A 20,332-nucleotide genomic window follows, 5' to 3' on the forward strand; every position below is an offset into this window, starting at 1 on the left:
TGCGTGGCTACGGCGGGGGGAGTGGTGATCCGCAACGTTTCGGAGCGTGCCACGCCGAGTAGTTCCCCGGTCATCCCAACGGCGATAGCCTCGCGTTATGGACCCGGAGATCCGCCATCTGCGGGCGATTTGCGCGATCGCCGACGCGGGCAGCGTGACCAAGGCGGCCGCCCGGCTCGGGATCTCCCAACCAGCCTTGACCGGACTGCTGCAACGCTTCGAACGTTCGCTCGGCGGCCAGCTGTTCGAACGCGCTCGTACCGGGGTCCGTCCCACCCCACTAGGGGAGCGCGCGTTGCAACGCGCCCGGCTGGTACTGGCCGACATCGACTCCTTTGCCGGCGATCTCACGCTGGCCGCCGGTTCGGGTCCGACCGAGTTGCACATGGGTACGGCGCACATGGAATGCGTCGGCACCATGGTGGAGCGCGTCCAGGCAGCGTTGTCGCCGGTGGAGCTCACTGTTCAGGTCGATGCCTCTGCCATCAGCCTCGCCCAGGCGCTGGCGCACCACCGGTCCGACTTCGCGGTGATCGGCATGAGCGACGACAGCGACGTCCCGCTGGCGCCCGACCTCGGCCAGCGCACAATCCTGCCCAGGTTGCCGTTCTTCATTGCGATGACGTCGAGCCACCCACTGGCCGGCTGCGAGGAGGTCGACCTCGCGGACCTCGCCGACGAGGCCTGGATCAGTCCGCCGGGTGCGGACGACGGCTCACTGGCGTCACTCCGTGCGGCCTGCCGCCGAGCTGGCTTCAGCCCGAGAATCCGGTACGAGGCGCCGAGCGGCGGCGGGCGTCAACTCATCCAGACCGGCCGCGCCGTCCAACTGGTCGAACCGACCTCGGCCGGCGCTAGCGGGATGGTCATTCGGCGCTTGACCGGCGATCCTCTCCGCGGACGACTGATCCTTGCCTGGCGCCGCAGCCGGATCACCGATGACCAGATCGAGGCGACGTATCTCGCCATCGCGAGTGCCTACACGGAGTACGCGGTCCGCAGCCCGACGTACGGTCCCTGGTGGGCCGCTCATCCCGAGGTCCACCCACGAATCAGCTGATCGGCTCAGCCTGTGGTGGCGGCGATGAGACTGGCGATGCGACGGCGCGCGGCCTTGGGATGAAGGGGTTCACAGCCGGCGTCGACACAGCGCTTCACCACCCGCGGATCGTCCTTCAACAGCAGCAGCCCGCGACGCAGCAGGGTCAACGGCGGTTTCCGGCGCTCACGGAGATCGCGCTGAAACCGGCGTACGAAGGTGACGATCCGATGGTGACGAACGCAGATCGCCGCGGCCAGCAACCCCCGCTCCCGCAACGCCCCCACGATCTGGTCAGCAAAGATGCCCTCAGCAACCACCAACGGCGATCCCCCTGTCTCCACAGGGCGATGCCCCACTGTGCCATCCGCCGAGATGTCGTAGATCGGCATATCCGCCGTCCCCGTGGCACACAACACCTCCAACGCGGCCACCGCCCGCTCCCCGTCCCAGGACCCCGGATCATCCCAATCCACAATCCCCAACGGCGACCGCGGCATCGCCACGTCGTCCCCATCCCGATAGAAGTCGTCAAGCCGCACCACCGGCAACCCCACAACCTCCGCCAACCGCGACTTCCCAGCCCCCGAAGGCCCCGCCAGCAACACCACCCGAGCACTCACCGCCAGATTCTCGCACGCCCACCCCCTCAGCCTCCCGGCCCGCTTGGGCCGTCCGCCTGGCACAATCTGCGCCATTGGCCTGGAGGGGGCCGTGCTTCGAGGAGATCTGTTGACCACGTTCCGCCAGTTCCTTACGGTCTCGCCGATCGAGCAGCCGACGATCGACCAGTACGCCGGTCAGGTGTCAGCCGAGATCGCCGACATGTGGCGAACGCACGGCGCCGGCTTCGTCGGCGACGGGTTCTTCCGCGCGGTCGACCCGGCTCGGGCGGCGCAGATGCTGCAAGGCGTGGTCGGTTTCCCCGAGAAGTCGACGGTGTTGTTCACCACGGGACTCGGGGATGTCGTCTTCCACACCAACGGCGCGTTCCTGATGATCAAGTTCCGCTACGGCGTGATCGACCTGGTGCCGACCGGTACGTCGTTCGGCGAACTCGCCGCGATGATCGAGCGGCCCGAGAACCGCGGTCCGGTCTTCGAGTGGGACCCCTACCCCGAGGTCGTCGCCTCCCGCCCGGAGGGCATGCCCGCGTTCGAGCAGTGCTACGGCTATGTGCCGATCCTGGCCATGGGCGGCCGACCCGCCGCCGAAAACCTCCAACTCTCCGGCCTGTACGAACACATCGCGGTGATCGCCCGAATGGCAGGCATGCCACAACTACGCGGCTTCCTCCCCGCCCCAACGTCCTGAGGATTCCCGCCTGGCCGCTTCTCGTGCCGGAACGCGAGCAGCCCGTTGCGCGAGCGCCGAGCCGGCAACACGCGGTACTGGTGGGCTTCCCGCGCGGCGTCGCCTGCGGTAGGAAGCGCGCCGCACCCGGAAGTCTGCCAAGATCGGGCACAAGGCTTCACGCATCGGTGGCTGGGAGGCGAGTTGAACCAACAGCGGACGATCGAGTTCACGAAGCTCGCGCCGGTGCTCAACGTCCGGGACCTGGCGAGCGAGCGACGCTTCTATGAGTCACTGGGCCTCCCGGTCATCTACGAGGGACCCGAGTACCCGGACTTCATCGCCTTCGGCACAGGCTCGGTGGATTTCGGCATCCAGCAGACCCTTGCGGACAACGACCCACCCAGCGTGCTCACCTGGCAGATCGGCGTTGCCGACATCGACGTTGCGATCGCGGTCTGCGACGCCCACCGCCTCGACTACGTCCTGGATGTGCAAGAACCACGGCCCGACTGGGTGTATCGCCGCCTGCTGTTGACGTCACCCAACGGCTACCGAGTCGCGCTCGAAGGTCCGACGGAAGCGTAGTCGCAACGCGCCGCGCTCCTACCGCGATCCGCCTGCTCCACGGAGCCGAGACCCGTCTCGCCTGCTGCCGGACTACCAGTTGCGCCGGTCACCTGCCGTCGGACGCGGGCGATTCAGTTGGCGGATGTGATGTCCACAGGCCGAAGGAGACTCCGGTCGGGTCGAAGGCCGTGGCAAACCACCGGTCATCGCCACCCAATGCGGTCCGGGACCGCTCCACCTGACCGCCGCGGGCCTGGACCTCCCGGAGAACCTCCTCCAGATCGGCTACCTCCACGTACAGCCGAGTACCCGCGTGGGGGTGGGCATTGCCGACGGAGCGTTGGAGCCCACCGATGCTCTTGCCGTCGACCTTGATGATCCAGTAGTCGGCGTCAAGCTCGCTGTCCGCAAAGGCAGGCTCGAAGACCCAGCCCCACATCGCGCCGTGGAAACGCTGGAAGACGTCGGGCGCGGGTGTCTCAATCTCCCACCAGACGATCTGCGACATGCGGCGAGCATGCCACCTCCTCGGATGGTTCGGCGGTTCCTGACACAAAATATGATTGCCGTATAGTACTATACGGAATGTGGCTACCGCCCCGTCGGCGTTGATGCCGATCTTTCGTTCGGAGGCCCAGGCGAGGATTCTCGCCTGGCTGCTCCTCAGGCCGGATCGTGAGCAGCCCATCGCGACGCTTGCGCCGGTCGCCGGTGTTGCGCAGCCCAACACCCTTCGCGAGGTCAACCGGCTCGTGGAGGGTGGTTTGTTGCGCGAGCGCCGGGCCGGCAACACGCGGCTGGTCGCCGCCAACACTTCCAGTCCGTACTTCGAGCCCCTGGTGCAGATCCTGGGCCGGGCTTACGGTCCCGCGGTCGTGGTGCCGCAGGAGTTGGCGAAGATCCCCGGCATCGAACTGGCCGTCATCATCGGTTCGTGGGCAAGGCGCTACCACGGAGAGCCCGGACCTCCGCCGAACGACGTTGACGTGATCGTGGTCGGCTCCCCGCGACCAAGAGAGCTGCGCGGAGCCAACGCGCGGCTTGAGGAACTGCTCAGTGTCCCGGTCCAGCTCACAGTCGTTACACCGGAGGACTGGGCGGAGCAACCCACCGTCTTCCTCCAGACGGTCCGCAGCAGCCCTCATCTGACCGTCCTCGACAACACCGGAGCAGAGCAGTGAACGCAGCAACACGGACGACGATCGCTAGCCTGATCGGCGCGGGGACATCGAGGCTGCCCGACGTGGAACTGAGCTGATCAAGGCGCTCGAGACCGCGATCGCTCAGATACTCCAGGCTTCCAACTAATCCCGACCGCCTCCGCTGCCTGGCTGAGTCCAGCTGATCGCCGACGTCTGCAGTGCTTCGTCAGTGGTCGGCGACGTGGTCGAACTCGCCTGTTTCACCCCGTCTGCCGATAGGAAGCCTGACAATATTCTGCCGGTATCGGCAGAAAATTGCCGATACCGGCAGTAGACTGATGTCATGGACATGTCCAACCCGACCAGCACAGTGATCCAAACTGTGGATGGCCCTGTGCTCGAGGTGCTGGCGCGGACCACAGCTCCGCTGACCGGCCGGAAGATCCATCAGCTCGCCGCGGCCGGCAGCGAGACCGGCACACGGAACGTGTTGAGACGCCTGGCGCGTACCGGGCTGGTCGAGGCGGCAGAGGTCGGCCCTTCGGTCCAGTACAAGCTGAACCGCGATCACCTCGCCGCGAATGCTGTGATCGAGCTGACCTCGCTGCGGCAGCGCCTCTTCGACGGTATCCGCGACGAAATCCGGAGTTGGCCGATCCAGCCGCTGCACGCGAGCGTTTTCGGCTCTGCTGCCCGCGGAGATGGCGGCGTGAGCAGCGATGTCGACCTGCTGATCGTGCACGAATTCAGCTCGGTGGAGGGTCCGGAGCAGACATGGATCGACCAGATCACCGAACTGGGCGACCGGGTCTACCGCTGGAGCGGCAACCACCTCCAAGCCTACGAACTTAACTCGGAGGGCTTCCTTCGGCATGTCCAGGCGGGTGAGCCGATTGTGAAGGACTGGCGGCGTGACGCCATCACCGTCTCCGGTCCGGAGTTCCGGAACTTTTTGCACACCCACGTCCACGAGGAAAACGCACGATGACGCCACAGGCCGGCCGTACGCAGGAGTGCAACCGTGCACAGGCCATCGTCCGACTCAACCAGGCGCGGGCGTTCTTGGAGGTCGCCGAACTCGTGGGCGTCGAGGAAGACGAGCTGGCGAACGACAACGTTGCTGCCGCCCTAGCCGTTCTCGCGGGCATCGCCGCCGCGGATGCGGCTTGCTGCGCCACGCTGGGCCGCCGGGCGCGCGGTCAGGATCATCGGCAGGCGATCGGCCTGGTCGAGCAAACTGGCGGCGATGGCAAGACCCTCGCGAAGGCGCTCGGCCGCCTGCTGGACATCAAGGACGGCGCACACTACGGCATGGTTTACGTCGGACGGCAGCAGGCCAAGAGTGCGCTGCGGAACGCGAGCACGCTGATCGACGGAGCTGCTCGACTGCTGACCTAGCGACAGCTTTGGGCGCAGGCGATGGCGGGCGGTTGAGCTCGCAGGCTTCGTGCCGCCCTCCGGTAGGAGGCGTGCCGCACCCGGGCACCCGCGCGACGGAGGAGCGGTAGTTGTGAGAAGGGTGGGTGGGAGCGGCCGGAGCTGGGAGTGACGGAGGAGCGAGCGGGCGGAGGGTGCGTGGGGATGAACTACTCCTCCAGGCACTTCACCAATTGGTCGTGGTGGGTGGTGAACCAGTGGTTGGTTCGGGTGGTGAGGGTGGATTCGCCGGTGGTCCAGCGTTGGTGGAACCAGGGGTGGCCGGATTCGGCTCCTCGGCGGACGTAGTCCATGCACCAGATGTGGTTGGCGGCTGCGGCGTTCACGAGTCGGGTGCGGTCGGCGGGGGTCAGGCCGTAGGCGTCGGCGAAGTGGCGGAGGCGGGTTAGGGCGCGGCCTTGGCGGGGGTCGTGGATGTCGGCGTCGGGGCGGAGGGGCGCCCAGAGGCGGGCTGCGGCTGCTACGTCCCAGAGGGCTGAGCCAGGGCCGGCCAGGTCGAAGTCGATGAGGGCGATCGCGCGGCCGTCGCGGAAGACGATGTTGTCGAGGTTCGGGTCGTTGTGGCCGACCAGGCCTTCGTCGTACTCCGGTGGTACGGGTTCGGCCCAGCTGTGTCCGGATGGGTCGAAGCCGGCGACTGCCTCGTGGTACCGGCGCAGCAGATGGGCCACGCTCGCCAGAGCCGCCTCCGTCATCGACCAGGCCGGGTACGGCGCTGTGACGGTTTCGCCTGGCACGTAGGTCAGCACCTCGCGACCTTGTGCGTCGACACCGAGAAAGGCCGGGGCGGCGTCGAAGCCGACCCCGTGGAGGTGGTCTAGCAGGGCGTGGACGGCAGGGCTGCTCGCCCGCAGCGGGCGGCGTACGGTCTGGCCGACTCGCACCACCAGTCCGCGGTTGGCGGTGCCGCCGAGCAGGCGGGTCTCGACCTCAGGCATCACGGCTCAGTCTGGCGGCTCAGCCGCATTCCGGCTAGGCCACCACCAAACGCCGCCCAGCCGCCCGCCCCAGCCGACAGCTCGGTCGCCGGCCCAGCCGACAGCCCCAAGACCGCTCAGATGAGCGTCGCGATGCTCGACTGTTGCGCGAACTCTTGACAGGCGCCCAGCCGGTTCGCTTCACTCAAGGATGAGCAGGGAGCTGCTCATCTGAGCGGGACCGCCGATCGCTAAGGAGCAGCCTGTGCTGGACAAGCGCAAACGGAGCGGGGGTTTGGTCGTCGCACTCCTTCTGGTGAGTGGAGTGAGCGGCTGCGCCGGCTGGGGTGGTGGCGCGGGCGGTGGGGGCGCCGACAGCATCACCGTGCTGATGGTGAACAACCCGCAGATGGTCGACCTGCAGAAGCTGACCGCCGACCACTTCACCAAGCAGACCGGGATCAAGGTCAACTACACCGTGCTGCCGGAGAACGACGTCCGGGACAAGATCAGCCAGGAGTTCTCCAGCCAGGCCGGCCAGTACGACGTCGCCTCGCTGAGCAACTTCGAGATCCCGATCTACGCCAAGAGCAAGTGGATCGCCCCGCTGACCGACTACCTCGCCAAGGACCCGACGTTCGACCAGGACGACGTCCTGAAGCCGATGACCGAGTCGATGTCCGGCGAGGACGGCAAGGTGTACGGCGAACCCTTCTACGGCGAGTCCTCGTTCCTGATGTACCGCAAGGACGTGCTGGCCGCGAAGGGTATCGAGATGCCGGCCAAACCGACCTGGCAGCAGGTTGCCGACATCGCCGCGAAGGTCGACAACGCCCAGCCCGGTATGCGCGGCATCTGCCTGCGCGGCCAGCCCGGCTGGGGACAACTCTTCGCACCGCTGACAACGGTCGTGAACACCTTCGGCGGCACCTGGTTCACCGAGGACTGGCAGGCGAAGGTCGACTCGCCGGAGTTCACCGAGGCGACCAAGTTCTACGTCGACCTGGTCCGCAACCACGGTGAGCTGGGCGCACCCCAGGCCGGCTTCACCGAATGCCTCAACAACCTTGTCCAGGGCAACGTTGCGATGTGGTACGACGCCACCTCGGCTGCCGGTTCGCTCGAAGCGCCCAACTCGCCGGTCAAGGGAAAGATGGGTTACGCCCCGGCACCGGTCGTGAAGACCGACAGCTCCGGCTGGCTGTACGCCTGGTCGTGGAGCATCCAGCAGGCGAGCAAGAAGAAGGACAACGCCTGGAAGTTCATCTCCTGGGCCTCGAGCAAGCAGTACGAGGAGCTCGTCGGCAAGGAGCTCGGCTGGTCTCGCGTCCCGGCCGGCAAACGCGCCTCGACGTACGAGAACCCGCAGTACCGCAAGGAGGCGGCGGCCTTCGCGGATCCGACCCGGCAGGCGATCGAGACGGCCGACCCGCGCAACCCCGGCGTGCAGCCGCGGCCGGCGATCGGGATCCAGTTCGTCGACATCCCCGAGTTCCCCGACCTCGGCACCCAGGTCAGCCAGGACGTCAGTTCGGCGATCGCCGGCCGGATGAGCGTCGAGGAGGCGCTGAAACGCGGGCAGGAACTGGCTGACGACGTGGCCGAGCGCTATCGCGCCAGAGAAGCGAAGTGAGGGCTGAGATGTCTGTCGACACCGAGGTTCGTCCCGGCCGTCATGCGGCCACGCCACCCAACAAGCCGGGCACGATGATGCGCCGGACCGGCGACTGGGCCCGGCGGGCGCCGCTGATGCCGGCGCTGGTGTTCATGATCGTCGTCACCCAGTTGCCGTTCGTGGTCACGATCATCACCTCGTTCATGGACTGGAACGCCTACTACCCCGACGAGCGCGGGTTCGCCGGGATCGACAACTTCCGCCGCGTGCTGACCGACGCGAACACCCGCGACGCGATCCTGGTGACCATCCTGCTGACGGCGGCGGTCGTGCTGATCAGCCTGCTGCTCGGCCTGGGCATCGCGTTGCTGCTCGACCGCAGGTTCCGCGGTCGTGGCGTGGTCCGGACGATGATGATCACGCCGTTCCTCGTCGTACCGGTCGCGGCGGCTCTGCTCTGGAAGCACGCGCTCTACAACCCGGAGTACGGGCTCTTCAACGGTGTGCTGACCTGGATCTTCGGGGACAACGCTCCGCAGCCGGACTGGATCAGCAACCAGCCACTGTGGTCGGTGATCTTCGCGCTGGTCTGGCAGTGGACGCCGTTCATGATGCTGATTCTGCTGGCCGGGCTGCAGAGCCGCCCGCTCGACGTGATCGAGGCCGCGGGCATCGACGGCGCGAGCCAGTGGGACATCTTCCGCTACATGACGTTGCCGCACCTTCGCCAGTACCTCGAACTGAGCGCATTGCTCGGCTCGATCTACGTCGTCCAGAACTTCGATGCCGTCTTCACCATCACGTCCGGCGGCCTCGGTACGGCGAACCTGCCGTACTCGATCTACCAGACCTTCTACACCGCCCACGACTACGGCCGGGCCTCGGCCGCCGGCGTCATCGTGGTGATCGGCACGATCCTGATCGCCACCTTCGCGCTGCGTTCGGTGTCCACGTTGTTCAAGGAGGAGGGCCGATGAGCGCACCGCATCAAAGCCAGGGCCAGGTGACGATCGTGACCGGCAAGCGGAGGAACCGCGGCGGCGGAATGGCGCTGAGCGCGCTGGCCTGGATCGTCGGGACGCTGTTCGTGCTCCCGGTGCTGTGGATGGCGCTGACGTCCTTCCACGCCGAGCCCGACGCGGCGCAGAACCCGCCGGCCGTCGCGGCGCCGCTGACCCTCGACGGCTACCGCTCGTTCTTCGACACGGGTCCCTGGCCGTCGATCGCGAACTCGCTGACCGCGAGCATCCTGTCCACGATCCTGGTGATCGCGCTGGCCTTCCCGGCGGCGTACGCGCTGTCGATCAAGCCGGTGAAGAAGTGGACCGACGTGCTGTTCTTCTTCCTCTCCACGAAGATGCTGCCGGTGGTCGCGGGTCTGTTGCCGATCTACCTGTTCGCGCAGGTCACCGGGCTGCTGGACAACATCTGGCTGCTGATCGTGCTCTACACCTCGATGAACCTGCCGATCGCGGTCTGGATGCTGCGCAGCTTCCTGGCCGAAGTACCGGTCGAGATCCTCGAGGCCGCGTCGGTCGACGGGGCCGGCCTGGTCCGCACGCTGCGCTCGGTGGTCGCTCCGGTGGTGACGCCGGGGATCGCGTCGGCGGCGCTGATCTGCTTCATCTTCAGCTGGAACGAGCTCCTGTTCGCCCGCGTGCTCACGGGCACCGTGGCGCAGACCGCGCCGGTCTTCCTGACCGGCTTCGTCACCAGCCAAGGCTTGTTCCTGGCGAAGGTCTGCGCGGCGTCCCTGATCGTGTCGTTGCCGGTACTCATCGCCGGGTTCGCCGCACAGGACAAGCTGGTCCAGGGTCTGTCGCTCGGGGCGGTCAAATGAGATTGCACAAGCTCAATGAGGCCGGCCTGGCGTCCCTCGGCGAGCAGGTCGGCGTACCGGCTTATGACCGTACTGCGGTCCGCCCCGGCATCGTGCACTTCGGCGTGGGCGGGTTCCACCGTGCGCATCAGGCGATGTACCTGGACCGGCTGATGAACGAGGGCAAGGCGCTCGACTGGGGCATCTGTGGAGTTGGCGTCCTGCCACAGGACCGTCACATGGCGAACGTGATGGCGGCGCAGGACTGCCTGTACACGTTGGTGGTCAAGTACCCGGACGGGACGCTGGAGCCGCGGGTGATCGGCTCGATCGTCGACTACCTGTTCGCGCCGGACGACCCGGAGGCCGTGCTGACCCGGATGGTCGACCCGGACACCCGGATCGTCTCGCTGACGATCACCGAGGGCGGGTACCACGTGAACCAGGTGACCGGTGAGCTGGACGCCTCCGATCCCGGCCTGGCCGCGGATTTGGAGCCGGGCGCGCAGCCGGGGAGCGCGTTCGGCTTCATCATCGAGGCGCTGGCGAGGCGCCGGGCGGCCGGGGCGCCGCCGTTCACAGTGATGTCCTGCGACAACATCCCGGGCAACGGCCATGTCGCCCGCAAGATGCTGACCGCCTTCGCCCGGCTCAAGGACGCTGACCTCGCCGACTGGATCGAGCGCGAGGTGCGCTTCCCGAACTGCATGGTCGACCGGATCACGCCGGTCACCGCCGAGGAGGACAAGGCCGCGCTGGCCGAGCGGTTCGGCATCGAGGACGGCTGGCCGGTCGTCTGCGAGCCGTTCACCCAGTGGGTGCTGGAGGACGACTTCGGCGCCGGCAGGCCGCAGTACGAGGATGTCGGTGTGCAGTTGGTGGACGACGTCGAGCCGTACGAGTTGATGAAGTTGCGGCTGCTCAACGCGAGTCACCAAGCCCTTTGTTACCTGGGTTATCTGGCCGGCTATCGCTACGCGCACGAGGTCTGTCAGGACAAGCTTTTCGTCGACTTCCTGCTCGGCTACATGGACACCGAAGGTACGCCGACCCTGCCGCCGGTACCGGGTGTCGACCTGAACCGATACAAGCACCAGCTCATCGAGCGGTTCGCCAACCCCGAAGTGCGCGACACCCTCGCGCGACTCTGCGCGGAGAGCTCGGACCGGATCCCGAAATGGCTGCTGCCCGTCGTCCGCGAACAGCTCGCCGCCGGACGCGGGATCGAGCACGCCGCGCTCGTCGTCGCCTCCTGGGCCCGGTACGCCGAGGGCGTGGACGAGCAGGGCGAGCCGATCGTGGTGGTGGACCGGCTGCGGGACAAACTGGTCGAGCGGGCCCAGCACAACCGCGAGAACCCGCTGCTCTTCGTGTCCGACCGGGATTTGTTCGGTGACCTGGTGGAGGACGAGCGATTCGTGCGCGCCTACACGTCCGCGCTGGCCTCGCTACACGAGCAGGGCGCCCGCGCGACGCTGGAGGCGCGGGCCGGCTGACCACCGGCTGGAACCACTCGCGGCAAGCAGCCTTAACCGGTTACGGTGCCGGAGAAACACGGGAGAAGGATTGGTGGCGGGGTGACGGTGAACAGCCGGGGACAGCTGCTCGGGGACGGCGATGACGACGACGAGCTGCTGGCCGAGGTCGCCCGCCGGTACTACCTGGACAACACCTCCAAGGTCGACATCGCCAAGCAGCTCGACCTGAGCCGGTTCAAGGTCGCCCGGCTGCTCGAGGACGCCCGCAGCCGGGGCATCGTCCAGATCCAGATCAAGAACCCGAGCCCGATCGATCGCGGCCTGTCCGACCAGCTCGCCCACGCCCTCGGCCTGCCGCGCTGCGTCGTCGCGCACACCTCTGGCTCGCCCGAGCAGGTCCGTGACCAGGTGGCCGAGGCTGCCGCCCGGACGCTCGCACCGCTGGTTCGCGACGGCGACCTGCTCGGCCTGACCTGGAGCCGGGCCGTCGACGCGATGGTCGATCACCTCGACACGCTGCCCGCCTGCACGGTGATCCAGATGGCCGGATCCCTGCACTCACCCGCGGGCGGCGGCAGCACGATGGACCTGGCCCGCCGAGCCGCGGCCCTGGCAGGCGGTACTGCGCACGCCGTCCACGCGCCGCTGGTGGTGGACGACGTCGCCGCCGTCGCCGCTCTGCGCAGGCAGCCCGGCATCGCCGACACCCTGGCACTGGCCGACGGCCTCGACATCTCGGTCGTTGCCATCGGCGCCTGGCGGGCCGGCTGTTCCACCGTCTGGGACGCGGTGTCCGAGGAGATCCGCGCGCAAGGCCAGGCCGGCGGCGCAATCGCCGAGGTCAGCGGGCATCTTCTGGACCTGGACGGCAGACTGGTCCAGTCACCGTTGGAGCAGATGATCATCGCGGTCTCGGTCGACCAGCTCCGCCGCCCGGCGGAACGGGTCGCCCTGGCCGCGGGGTCCCATCGCGCCCCGGCGGTGATCGCCGCGGTCCGGGCCGGTCTGGTCAGCACCCTGGTGACGACGACCGACCTCGCCCGCGAAGTACTGCGGCAGTTTTCTCCCTGACCGGGGTGGTGGGGCGGGGCAGAAGAATACACCGAAAGGGAATTGAATGACTGACCCGAGACTGGTTGCCGGGGTGGACTGCTCGACCCAGGCGACCAAGGTCGTCGTGTGCGACGCGAACACCGGCGAGGTACTGCGGGAAGGCCGCGCGCCGCATCCCGACGCCACCCAGGTCGACCCGGCCGAGTGGTGGAAGGCCTGGCAGATCGCGTCCGACGGGCTGCTCGACGGGGTCGCGGCGCTGTCCGTCGCCGGCCAGCAGCACGGCATGGTGCTCCTGGACGGCACTGGTGAGGTCGTCCACCCCGCAGTGCTGTGGAACGACACCAGCTCCGCCGCGGCCACGACCGAGCTGGTCTCCGAGCTTGGCGGTCCCGAGGCTTGGGCCGCTGCGACCGGGTCTGTGCCGGTGCCGAGTTTCACGGTGACCAAGCTGCGCTGGGTTCGCGGCGCTGCTCCCGATGCTGCCGCTCGTGCCGAGGCTGTGGCGTTGCCGCACGACTGGCTGACCCACCAGCTCGCGGCGGACCGGTCGGGTAACGCCGACCTGACGACTGACCGCGGTGACGCGTCGGGCACCGGCTGGTGGTCGCCGACGACCAACGACTACCGGCCTGACCTGGTCGAGCTCGCCTTCGGCCGCTCACTGCAGCTGCCGCGCGTGGCCGGGCCTTCTGAGGTCGTAGGCCAAACTGCATCCGGTATCGCGCTCGCTGCGGGCACTGGCGACAACATGGCCGCCGCGCTCGGTCTGGACCTCCAGCCCGGCGATGTCGCCGTCTCGTTGGGTACCAGCGGTACTGCGTTCGCCAGGGCCGTTGCCCCGACGACCGATCCGAGCGGCTTCGTCGCCGGCTTCGCGGACGCGACCGGCGGCTACTTGCCCTTGGTCTGCACGCTGAACGCGGCTCGGGTGCTCTCGGCAACGGCTCAACTGCTCGGCATGGACCTCGCCCAACTGGACGAAGCCGCGCTCACCTCACCCGGCAGCGCAGGCCTGGTCATGCTGCCCTACCTGGACGGCGAGCGGACCCCAGACCTGCCGCACTCGACCGGCCTGATCTACGGCCTCACCCGTACTACGGCCCAGCCCGCCACGATGGCTCGTGCCGCAGTGGAAGGCATGCTGTGCGGCCTGGCCGACGCAGTTGACGCCCTGCGAGTCCAGGGCGTACCGGTCAACCGGGTGCTCCTGCTTGGTGGTGCCGCGCGCTCCCGCGCAGTACAGGCTCTTGCACCGGCTCTGCTGGGTGCGCCGGTGGTCCTGCCTGAGCCGGCCGAGTACGTCGCTCTCGGCGCGGCCCGTCAAGCAGCGTGGGCTGTATCGGGTGCCGTCCCGACCTGGGAAGTCGCCATGAGCAAGCCCGAGTCGCCAGTGCTGACCGACGTGGACGCCGCCGAGGTCCGAGCCCGCTACGCGGCGGTCCTTTCGGGTACGCGCCCGCTGCTTGCAGCGAACTAGCCCGGACCGCCAGCACTCACAAACCCGTCGTTCCCAGCCGGCCGTACGCTCGCGCACGCTGAGGCTGAGGAGATGAGTCGAGGTTGTGAGTGGGGGCGGTCCGGCGCTAAGGCCGCGCTCCCAGTGGATCTTCGGGTGGGGGTGTGGGGGAGCGGCGGGTGGTGTTGGTGAGGGAGCGTTCGGGGAGCCAGAGGATGAAGGTCGAGCCGACGCCGACTTCGGAGTGCAGGGCGACCGTGCCGCCGTGGGACTCGACGATCTGGCGGACGATGGCCAGCCCGAGGCCGGCCCGGCGCTGACCCGTCGACGGGCCGTTGGACGGACTGTTCAGCGGGACCGTGGCCGGTGGCTGACGCTGGCCGGAGCGGAAGAAGCGGTCGAAGACCCGATCGGTGTCCTCGACCGCGATGCCCGGACCTTCGTCCCGTACGGCGATCCACGCCCACCCGCTGCGGCTCCCGACCGCCAGGACGAGCTCGCTGCCACCGCGGGCCAGCCGGACGGCGTTGGACAGCAGGTTGTCGACCGCCCGGCGAAGCGCCTGGGCGTCTCCCGCTGCGATCGGGCCGGGCGCCAGGCGGCGTACCAGTCGAAGCTCGCGGTCGGCGGCCAGGAGTGCGTACTCCTCGGCGGCCTCGCCCGCGATCGCGGCGAGGTCGACATCGGCGTCCACGAAGGCGGGTGAGGATCGGCGGGCCGACGCGAGCAGGTCCTCCACCAGCCGGGTCATCCGCTGGATCGCGCGCGAAACGATCGCCGTCGCCTGGGCCCGGTCCTCCGATGAAGTGTCGTCATGAGCCAGTACTGCGTCCACATTGGCCTGGATCACCGCCAACGGGTTGCGCAGTTCGTGCGACGCGTCGTCGACCAGTTGGCGTTGCGCGACGAACGCGGATTCGAGCCGCTCGAGCATGTCGTCCACGGTGTCGGCGAGGTTGCGCAGCTCGTCGCGCGGACCGTCGAGCGCGATCCGGCGGGACAGGTCGGTCGCGGAGATGTCCTGCGCCGTCGCGGTGATCCGGCGTACCGGGCGGAGCGCGCGGCCGGACAGCCACCAGCCGGTACCGAGGCTGAGGATCAGCAGGCCGCCCATGCCGGCCGCTGAATAGGTCTTCAACGTCTCGAGGGTTTGGTAGTTGACCGCCGACTGGATGCCGGCCAGGTCCGCGGCCTGGAAGGTCTGGCCGGGCTTGGGATGGTAGTTGCCGTGCTCGTCCTTGTAGACCTTCTTGACCGTGATCGGGTCGAGCGGCTGCGGGTCGAGGTAGGCCGACAGCGCGAAGTACAGGCTGCCGAGCACGAGGGCCGACAGACCGATCAGGACCGCGGAATAGGCCAGCGTCAGGCGGAAGCGGATGGTCTGGGTCCAGGGCGGCAGGTTCGGGCGGTTCACGGCTCACCTCTGAGGCGGTAGCCGCGCCCGATCACCGTTTCCAGCAAGGGTTCCTCGCCGTCCAGGGTGAGCTTGCGGCGCAGGGTGCCGACCGTCACGCGGACGCTCTGGGTGAACGGATCGGCGTTCTCGTCCCAGACGTGTTCGAGCAGCTCCTCGGCCGAGACGACATGACCGGGCCGGGACATGAGATAGCGCAGTACGCCGAACTCCTTCAAGGTCAGCGGAAGCTCGCGGCCGGCCCTGGTCGCCTGGTGGCGGGAGCTGTCCAGGACGAGCTCACCGACGTGCAGCTGGGTGGTCCCGTTCGTCACGTCACGGCGGAGCAGCGCGCGAATCCTGGCCAGCAGCTCGACCAGCGCGAACGGCTTGGTCAGGTAGTCGTCCGCGCCCTCGTCGAGCCCGCGCACCCGGTCGGCGAGGGAGGCGCGGGCGGTCAGCATCAGCACCCGCAGCTCACGCCCGGACGCCACCTCGATCTCGCCACGGCGAACCGCACGGCACAGGTCGAGGCCGCTCGTGTCGGGCAGCGTGATGTCGAGAATCGCCAGATCGTACGGCGTGGTCGCCAGCTTCTCGACTGCCTCGGCACCCGTCAGCGCGGTGTCCACGGCATAGCCGGCCCGGCCGAGTCCCGAGCGCAGAGCGCTGACCAGACCTTCCTCGTCTTCCACCACCAGTAGTCGCACGAGTCAAAGGTAGCCGTGTCCCGCGCTGAGGCCGGTGTGCGCTTTCGGTGAGCTTTCGCTGTGCTTTCCGGTCGTTTTCGGGGCCGCCTGATGATCTGGACCCATCATCCGATCTCGAAGGAGTCAGCATGAATCTCCCCGGCAAGCGCCTCCTGCTCGGTACTGCGGTCGCCGCCGCCGCGTTGGGCGTGGGTGGTTTCGCGTACGCCACCGGCGACGACCCGGCCCCCGAGCAGGGCTACGTGACGGTGGAAGAGGGCCCGGCCACGACCGGCGACACCTCAGGCACCGAGACCGGCCCGGGCACCGGCACCGCGCCGAACGGCACGGGCGCGGCGCGCGACGGCAAGGACTGCCCGGACAAGAACGGCTCCGGCCAGCAGGGTGGCGGGACCGCTCAGCCCACCCAGCCTGAGCAGACGCAGCCTGAGCAGGCCGACCCGCAGAGCAACGCATGACTGTATACGTGGCCGCGCCTCCGGCACGGCGGGTCATGAGGCTGAACTCCCGGCCTTCCCTCGTCACTCCGGTCGCTTCGCTCCCTCCATTCCTCAGTCCAGGCCGGGAGGCCTCATGACCGCAGTACTCGAGCGGGCCCTCTTCGAGGTGAAGCGGGTTGTCGTTGGGCAGGACCAGTTGGTGGAGCGGATGCTGGTGGGGCTGCTGGCCCGCGGCCACTGCCTGCTGGAAGGGGTGCCGGGCGTCGCCAAGACGCTGGCCGTCCGGACCCTCGCGGAGGTGATCGGCGGGCGGTTCGCACGGTTGCAGTTCACCCCTGACCTGGTGCCCGGCGACATCGTCGGCACCCGGATCTGGCGGCCGTCGGCGGAGGGGTTCGACACCGAGCTCGGTCCGATCTTCGCCAACCTCGTGCTCGCCGACGAGATCAATCGGGCCCCTGCCAAGGTGCAGTCGGCGTTGCTGGAGGCAATGGCCGAGAACCAGGTCAGCATCGGTGGCGTCAGCTACCCGCTGCCCGAGCCGTTCCTCGTGCTCGCCACCCAGAACCCGATCGAGTCCGAGGGCGTCTACGCGTTGCCCGAGGCGCAGCGCGACCGGTTCCTGCTCAAGATCACCGTCGACTACCCGACGCCGCTGGAGGAGCTCACCATCCTGCAGCGGATGAGCTCACACCGCCCGCACGCCAACGCGGTCCTGACGCCGGCCATGGTGAGCGAGTTGCAGGAGGCAACGGAAGACGTCTTCGTGCACAACGCGGTGGCGGAGTACGTCGTCCGGCTGGTGCACGCGACGCGGGCGCCACAGCAGTACGGGATCGACGATCTCGGCGGCGTACTGGAGTTCGGCGTGAGCCCGCGGGCCACGCTCGGTCTGGTCGCGGCTGGTCGTGCGCTCGCGCTCCTGCGTGGCAGGGACTACGTGTTGCCCGTCGATGTGTACGACGTGGCGCATGACGTGATGGCGCACCGGCTGGTGCTCACCTTCGATGCGCTTGCCGACGGCATCGATCCGAGGGCGGTCGTTTCGCGGGTGCTGCACTCTGTCGAGCAGCCGCACGTCGTACCGGCGGACCAGACGCAGGGGTCCGCGGCATGACAGGTCCCGACCTGCTGGCCGGGCGGGAGCGCGCGCTCCGCTCGCTGGAGCTCTCGGTGAAACGAAAGCTGGAAGGCTTTCTGCACGGCGAGATGACCGGCTTGCGGAGCGGCCCGGGCAGCGAGCCGAACGAGGCGCGGCCGTACCAGGCGGGTCAGGACGACGTCCGCCGGATGGACTGGAACGTCACGGCCCGCTCCCTCGAACCACATGTCCGGGCCCCCCTGGCCGAACGCGAGCTGGAAACCTGGGCCCTGCTCGACGCCTCCGCCAGCATGGACTTCGGTACTGCGCTGTCGGAGAAGCGCGACCTCGCCGTCGCCATCGTCGGCGCGGTCGGCCTGCTCTCCAACCGCCCCGGCAACCGCCTCGGCGTAAGAGTTGCCCTAGGCAACGAGATCCGCCATCTGCCCGCCGCCGGCAGCCCAGCAGCCCTCCGCCGCACCCTCCGCACCCTGCTGTCGTTGCCCAGAGCAACCCCAGGCGAACATCCCGCAACAGATCTGGCACGCGCCATCACCCGCCTCAACCGCGAGCACCCGCGCCCAGGGCTACGAGTTGTTGTCTCTGACTTTCACACCGAGGGGTGGGAGGTTCCGCTCCGACGGCTTGGTGCGCGGCACGAGGTGATCGCCGTGGAGGTTCTTGACCCGAGGGAGCTTGAGTTGCCCGAGGTTGGGTTGCTCACCTTGGTTGATCCCGAGACCGGGCGGCGGCGCGAAGTACAGACGAGTAAGAAGCGGCTGCGGGAGCGGTATGCGGCGGTGATGCGCGAGCACCGGGAGCGGACCGCCCAAGCGATCCGCGCCGCCGGTGCCGCTCATCTCGTGCTGCGAACCGACACCGACTGGGTGCGCGACGTCGCCGCTTTCGCCGCCGCGCGCAAACGTGCCAACACCCGACGCACCCCCCGAGGGAGGACCGGTATCCGATGAAGTTCGAGCAACCGCTGTGGCTCTGGCTGCTGCTGATCGTCCCGGCTCTGGTCGTGGCGTATCTCGTCGCCCAACGCCGCCGCAGCAAGTACGCCGTACGGTTCGCCACTCTGCCAATGCTGGAGAAGGTCGCGCCGACCCGTCCGGGCTGGCGCCGGCACGCACCCGCTTTCGCCTTCCTCGCGGCGCTGACCGTGCTCACGATCGCGATCGCCCGCCCCGTCGCCGACGTCCGGGTGCCCCGCGAACGCGCCACGGTCGTGGTCGCGATGGACATCTCCAACTCGATGGCCGCGACCGATGTCGAACCCAACCGGTTCGAGGTCGCCAAGAGCGCCGCGACCGAGTTCGTCAACAGCCTGCCCGAGCAGTTCAACGTCGGCTTGGTGTCTTTCGCCCGGACTGCGAACGTCGTCACGCCCCCGGGCACCGACCACCAGGCCACCATCGACGCGATCGGCCGGCTGACGATGACCGACAGCACCGCGATCGGTGAAGCCGTCCTGACCAGCCTGACCGCGGTGAAGAGCCTGGACGCCGACGCGGCCACCGACCCACCGCCGGCCCGGATCGTGCTGCTGTCCGACGGTGGCAACACCGCGGGCCGCCCGATCGACGAAGCCGCCGAGGCCGCCTCGCAGGCCGGCGTGCCGGTCTCGACCATCGCCTACGGAACGCCCGAGGGCACCGTCGACATCGGCGGCCGGACCATTCCGGTCCCCGCCGACGCCGAGGCCCTGCGTGGACTGGCCGACGCGACCTCCGGTTCGTTCTACGCCGCGGAGAGCGACGAGCAACTGCGCTCCGTCTACTCCGATCTCCAGTCGTCGATCGGCTGGACCACCGAGGAACGCGAGATCACCAACCTGGTGGCAGGAATCGCCCTGGCCGTCGCACTGCTGGCCGGCCTGGCCTCCCTGCTCTGGTTCTCGCGACTGCCCTAACAGCGCTTTGGAGCCTCTCGTGAGCCCTCATCTCGGTTATCCCTTCCGTGGACCGCACTACCAGCCCGGCCCGCCGCCGCCGGAGCCACCCGCACCAGCGGGTCCGCCCACCGGCGCCCCCTTCACCGTCACCCCGGCCACCGCAATGCCGGCTCCCCCCTCTCCGGCCGCGGCACCTCCGGCCGGGGTGACGGCTTCACCCCCAGGACGTCGTACCGGCCGGGTGCTCGCCACTGGCATCGCCCTGTCGGTGCTGGCAGGCGGTCTGGCTGGTGCGGTGACCGGCAACTGGGGTGACTCGCCGGCGGTGAGTGCCCCGGTCGAGTTGCCGCAGGCCAACGCTCCGTCGGGTGGTGCGCCGCAAGGCTCGATCGCTGCCGCCGCGGCCAGTGTGTTGCCGGGCGTGGTCTCGGTCCGGGCCGGTCGCGCGACCGGGTCGGGATTCGCCATCGACCAGCAGGGGCACGTGGTGACCAACGCACATGTGGTCGAAGGAGCAAGCGATGTGTCACTGGTCCTGTCCAACGGGCGACGCGTGGACGCGAACATCATCGGCGTCGACGCGAACAACGACCTGGCGGTGCTCCAGGTCACCGGCAACGTCGAGGGACTGCGTGCGCTCCCGCTCGGCCGGTCCTCGCAGCTCCACGTGGGCGACCCGGTCCTGGCGGTCGGCTCACCACTCGGCCTGGAAGGAACGGTGACGGCCGGCATCGTCAGTGCCGTCGACCGGCAGGCCCGGTTCGGCGACAACGGCAACCGCCAATCGGCGATCCAGACCGACGCCGCGATCAACCCGGGCAACTCGGGCGGCCCACTGGTGAACGCGGCCGGCCAGGTGGTCGGCGTCAACACCGCCATCGCCACCATGGGCACAAGCTCGCGCTCCGGCAACATCGGCATCGGTTTCGCCATCCCGGTCGACCGCATGACCACCATCGTCAAAGGCCTGATCGACTGACCCGGCGTAC

Annotated in this window: 22 protein-coding genes; 17 read left to right on the plus strand and 5 right to left on the minus strand. The window is 68.5% G+C overall.

The features are described 5' to 3' along the window. The first annotated feature begins 97 nt into the window (after positions 1–97). Positions 98–1,060 carry a LysR family transcriptional regulator gene (locus tag ACQPYM_RS07265; protein ID WP_433016776.1) on the plus strand — a complete coding sequence of 321 codons (963 nt, stop codon included), beginning with the start codon at positions 98–100 and terminating at the stop codon, positions 1,058–1,060. A 5-nt stretch (positions 1,061–1,065) separates the two neighbouring features. Here the strand turns inward: ACQPYM_RS07265 and ACQPYM_RS07270 are convergent, their stop codons facing one another. Next, positions 1,066–1,662, minus strand: a complete 597-nt coding sequence (locus ACQPYM_RS07270; protein WP_433016779.1) for a uridine kinase family protein — start codon at positions 1,660–1,662, stop codon at positions 1,066–1,068. Between the two features lie 109 nt (positions 1,663–1,771). On the opposite strand from ACQPYM_RS07270, the gene ACQPYM_RS07275 reads away from it, so the two are divergent. Together ACQPYM_RS07275 and ACQPYM_RS07280 are read left to right on the plus strand one after the other, a co-directional pair. Continuing rightward, entirely contained in the window at positions 1,772–2,353 is a 582-nt protein-coding gene (locus tag ACQPYM_RS07275) for a T6SS immunity protein Tdi1 domain-containing protein (RefSeq protein WP_433016782.1), read from the plus strand. A 183-nt stretch (positions 2,354–2,536) separates the two neighbouring features. Continuing rightward, positions 2,537–2,920 carry a VOC family protein gene (locus ACQPYM_RS07280; RefSeq protein WP_433016785.1) on the plus strand — a complete coding sequence of 128 codons (384 nt, stop codon included), beginning with the start codon at positions 2,537–2,539 and terminating at the stop codon, positions 2,918–2,920. An 88-nt stretch (positions 2,921–3,008) separates the two neighbouring features. Here ACQPYM_RS07280 and ACQPYM_RS07285 read toward each other — a convergent pair whose 3' ends face one another. Beyond that, complete coding sequence (locus ACQPYM_RS07285; RefSeq protein WP_433016788.1) at positions 3,009–3,410, minus strand: hypothetical protein; 402 nt, start codon at positions 3,408–3,410, stop codon at positions 3,009–3,011. A 79-nt stretch (positions 3,411–3,489) separates the two neighbouring features. Here ACQPYM_RS07285 and ACQPYM_RS07290 point away from each other — a divergent pair, with 79 nt between their 5' ends. From ACQPYM_RS07290 to ACQPYM_RS07300, 3 genes are all read left to right on the plus strand, one after another. Continuing rightward, a complete protein-coding gene (locus ACQPYM_RS07290; protein ID WP_433016791.1) occupies positions 3,490–4,083 on the plus strand; it encodes a hypothetical protein in 594 nt (197 codons plus the stop codon). A 304-nt stretch (positions 4,084–4,387) separates the two neighbouring features. After that, on the plus strand, positions 4,388–5,032 hold the full coding sequence (locus ACQPYM_RS07295; RefSeq protein WP_433016794.1) for a nucleotidyltransferase domain-containing protein: 645 nt from the start codon (positions 4,388–4,390) through the stop codon (positions 5,030–5,032). Next, positions 5,029–5,442, plus strand: a complete 414-nt coding sequence (locus ACQPYM_RS07300) for a hypothetical protein (protein ID WP_433016797.1) — start codon at positions 5,029–5,031, stop codon at positions 5,440–5,442. Before ACQPYM_RS07295 ends, ACQPYM_RS07300 begins: the two co-directional genes overlap by 4 nt. Positions 5,443–5,630: 188 nt before the next feature. On the opposite strand, the gene ACQPYM_RS07305 is transcribed toward ACQPYM_RS07300, so the two are convergent. Next, a complete protein-coding gene (locus ACQPYM_RS07305) occupies positions 5,631–6,419 on the minus strand; it encodes a phosphotransferase enzyme family protein (protein ID WP_433016800.1) in 789 nt (262 codons plus the stop codon). Between the two features lie 295 nt (positions 6,420–6,714). Here ACQPYM_RS07305 and ACQPYM_RS07310 point away from each other — a divergent pair, with 295 nt between their 5' ends. From ACQPYM_RS07310 to xylB, 6 genes are all read left to right on the plus strand, one after another. Then, complete coding sequence (locus ACQPYM_RS07310; RefSeq protein ID WP_433016803.1) at positions 6,715–8,031, plus strand: ABC transporter substrate-binding protein; 1,317 nt, start codon at positions 6,715–6,717, stop codon at positions 8,029–8,031. A gap of 8 nt (positions 8,032–8,039) precedes the next feature. Further along, the gene (locus tag ACQPYM_RS07315; RefSeq protein ID WP_433016806.1) at positions 8,040–8,990 is read left to right on the plus strand and encodes a carbohydrate ABC transporter permease; all 951 of its coding nucleotides are present in this window, start codon (positions 8,040–8,042) and stop codon (positions 8,988–8,990) included. After that, the gene (locus ACQPYM_RS07320) at positions 8,987–9,853 is read left to right on the plus strand and encodes a carbohydrate ABC transporter permease (RefSeq protein ID WP_433016809.1); all 867 of its coding nucleotides are present in this window, start codon (positions 8,987–8,989) and stop codon (positions 9,851–9,853) included. The genes ACQPYM_RS07315 and ACQPYM_RS07320 overlap by 4 nt, the downstream gene beginning before the upstream one ends. Continuing rightward, on the plus strand, positions 9,850–11,328 hold the full coding sequence (locus ACQPYM_RS07325; protein ID WP_433016812.1) for a mannitol dehydrogenase family protein: 1,479 nt from the start codon (positions 9,850–9,852) through the stop codon (positions 11,326–11,328). The genes ACQPYM_RS07320 and ACQPYM_RS07325 overlap by 4 nt, the downstream gene beginning before the upstream one ends. 81 nt (positions 11,329–11,409) lie before the next feature. Then, positions 11,410–12,381 carry a sugar-binding transcriptional regulator gene (locus ACQPYM_RS07330; protein WP_433016815.1) on the plus strand — a complete coding sequence of 324 codons (972 nt, stop codon included), beginning with the start codon at positions 11,410–11,412 and terminating at the stop codon, positions 12,379–12,381. A gap of 46 nt (positions 12,382–12,427) precedes the next feature. Further along, the gene (xylB, locus tag ACQPYM_RS07335; protein WP_433016818.1) at positions 12,428–13,843 is read left to right on the plus strand and encodes a xylulokinase; all 1,416 of its coding nucleotides are present in this window, start codon (positions 12,428–12,430) and stop codon (positions 13,841–13,843) included. Between the two features lie 106 nt (positions 13,844–13,949). Here the strand turns inward: xylB and ACQPYM_RS07340 are convergent, their stop codons facing one another. Continuing rightward, positions 13,950–15,236 (minus strand): sensor histidine kinase, encoded by a 1,287-nt coding sequence (locus tag ACQPYM_RS07340; RefSeq protein ID WP_433016821.1) that lies wholly within the window; start codon positions 15,234–15,236, stop codon positions 13,950–13,952. After that, positions 15,233–15,925 (minus strand): response regulator transcription factor, encoded by a 693-nt coding sequence (locus ACQPYM_RS07345; protein WP_433016824.1) that lies wholly within the window; start codon positions 15,923–15,925, stop codon positions 15,233–15,235. Before ACQPYM_RS07345 ends, ACQPYM_RS07340 begins: the two co-directional genes overlap by 4 nt. A 128-nt stretch (positions 15,926–16,053) precedes the next feature. Between ACQPYM_RS07345 and ACQPYM_RS07350 the strand changes: the two genes are divergently transcribed. The 5 genes from ACQPYM_RS07350 (at position 16,054) to ACQPYM_RS07370 (ending at position 20,322) form a co-directional block, all read left to right on the plus strand. Then, entirely contained in the window at positions 16,054–16,383 is a 330-nt protein-coding gene (locus ACQPYM_RS07350; RefSeq protein WP_433016826.1) for a hypothetical protein, read from the plus strand. Between the two features lie 115 nt (positions 16,384–16,498). After that, on the plus strand, positions 16,499–17,482 hold the full coding sequence (locus ACQPYM_RS07355; protein ID WP_433016829.1) for an AAA family ATPase: 984 nt from the start codon (positions 16,499–16,501) through the stop codon (positions 17,480–17,482). Beyond that, complete coding sequence (locus ACQPYM_RS07360) at positions 17,479–18,417, plus strand: DUF58 domain-containing protein (RefSeq protein ID WP_433016832.1); 939 nt, start codon at positions 17,479–17,481, stop codon at positions 18,415–18,417. Before ACQPYM_RS07355 ends, ACQPYM_RS07360 begins: the two co-directional genes overlap by 4 nt. Beyond that, positions 18,414–19,361, plus strand: coding sequence for a VWA domain-containing protein (locus tag ACQPYM_RS07365; protein WP_433016835.1), 948 nt, complete (start codon positions 18,414–18,416; stop codon positions 19,359–19,361). The genes ACQPYM_RS07360 and ACQPYM_RS07365 overlap by 4 nt, the downstream gene beginning before the upstream one ends. Positions 19,362–19,380: 19 nt before the next feature. Next, positions 19,381–20,322 carry a S1C family serine protease gene (locus ACQPYM_RS07370; RefSeq protein WP_433016838.1) on the plus strand — a complete coding sequence of 314 codons (942 nt, stop codon included), beginning with the start codon at positions 19,381–19,383 and terminating at the stop codon, positions 20,320–20,322. Positions 20,323–20,332 lie beyond the last annotated feature (10 nt).

The sequence above is a fragment of the Kribbella sp. CA-294648 genome (assembly GCF_050943845.1).
GTDB lineage: Bacteria > Actinomycetota > Actinomycetes > Propionibacteriales > Kribbellaceae > Kribbella.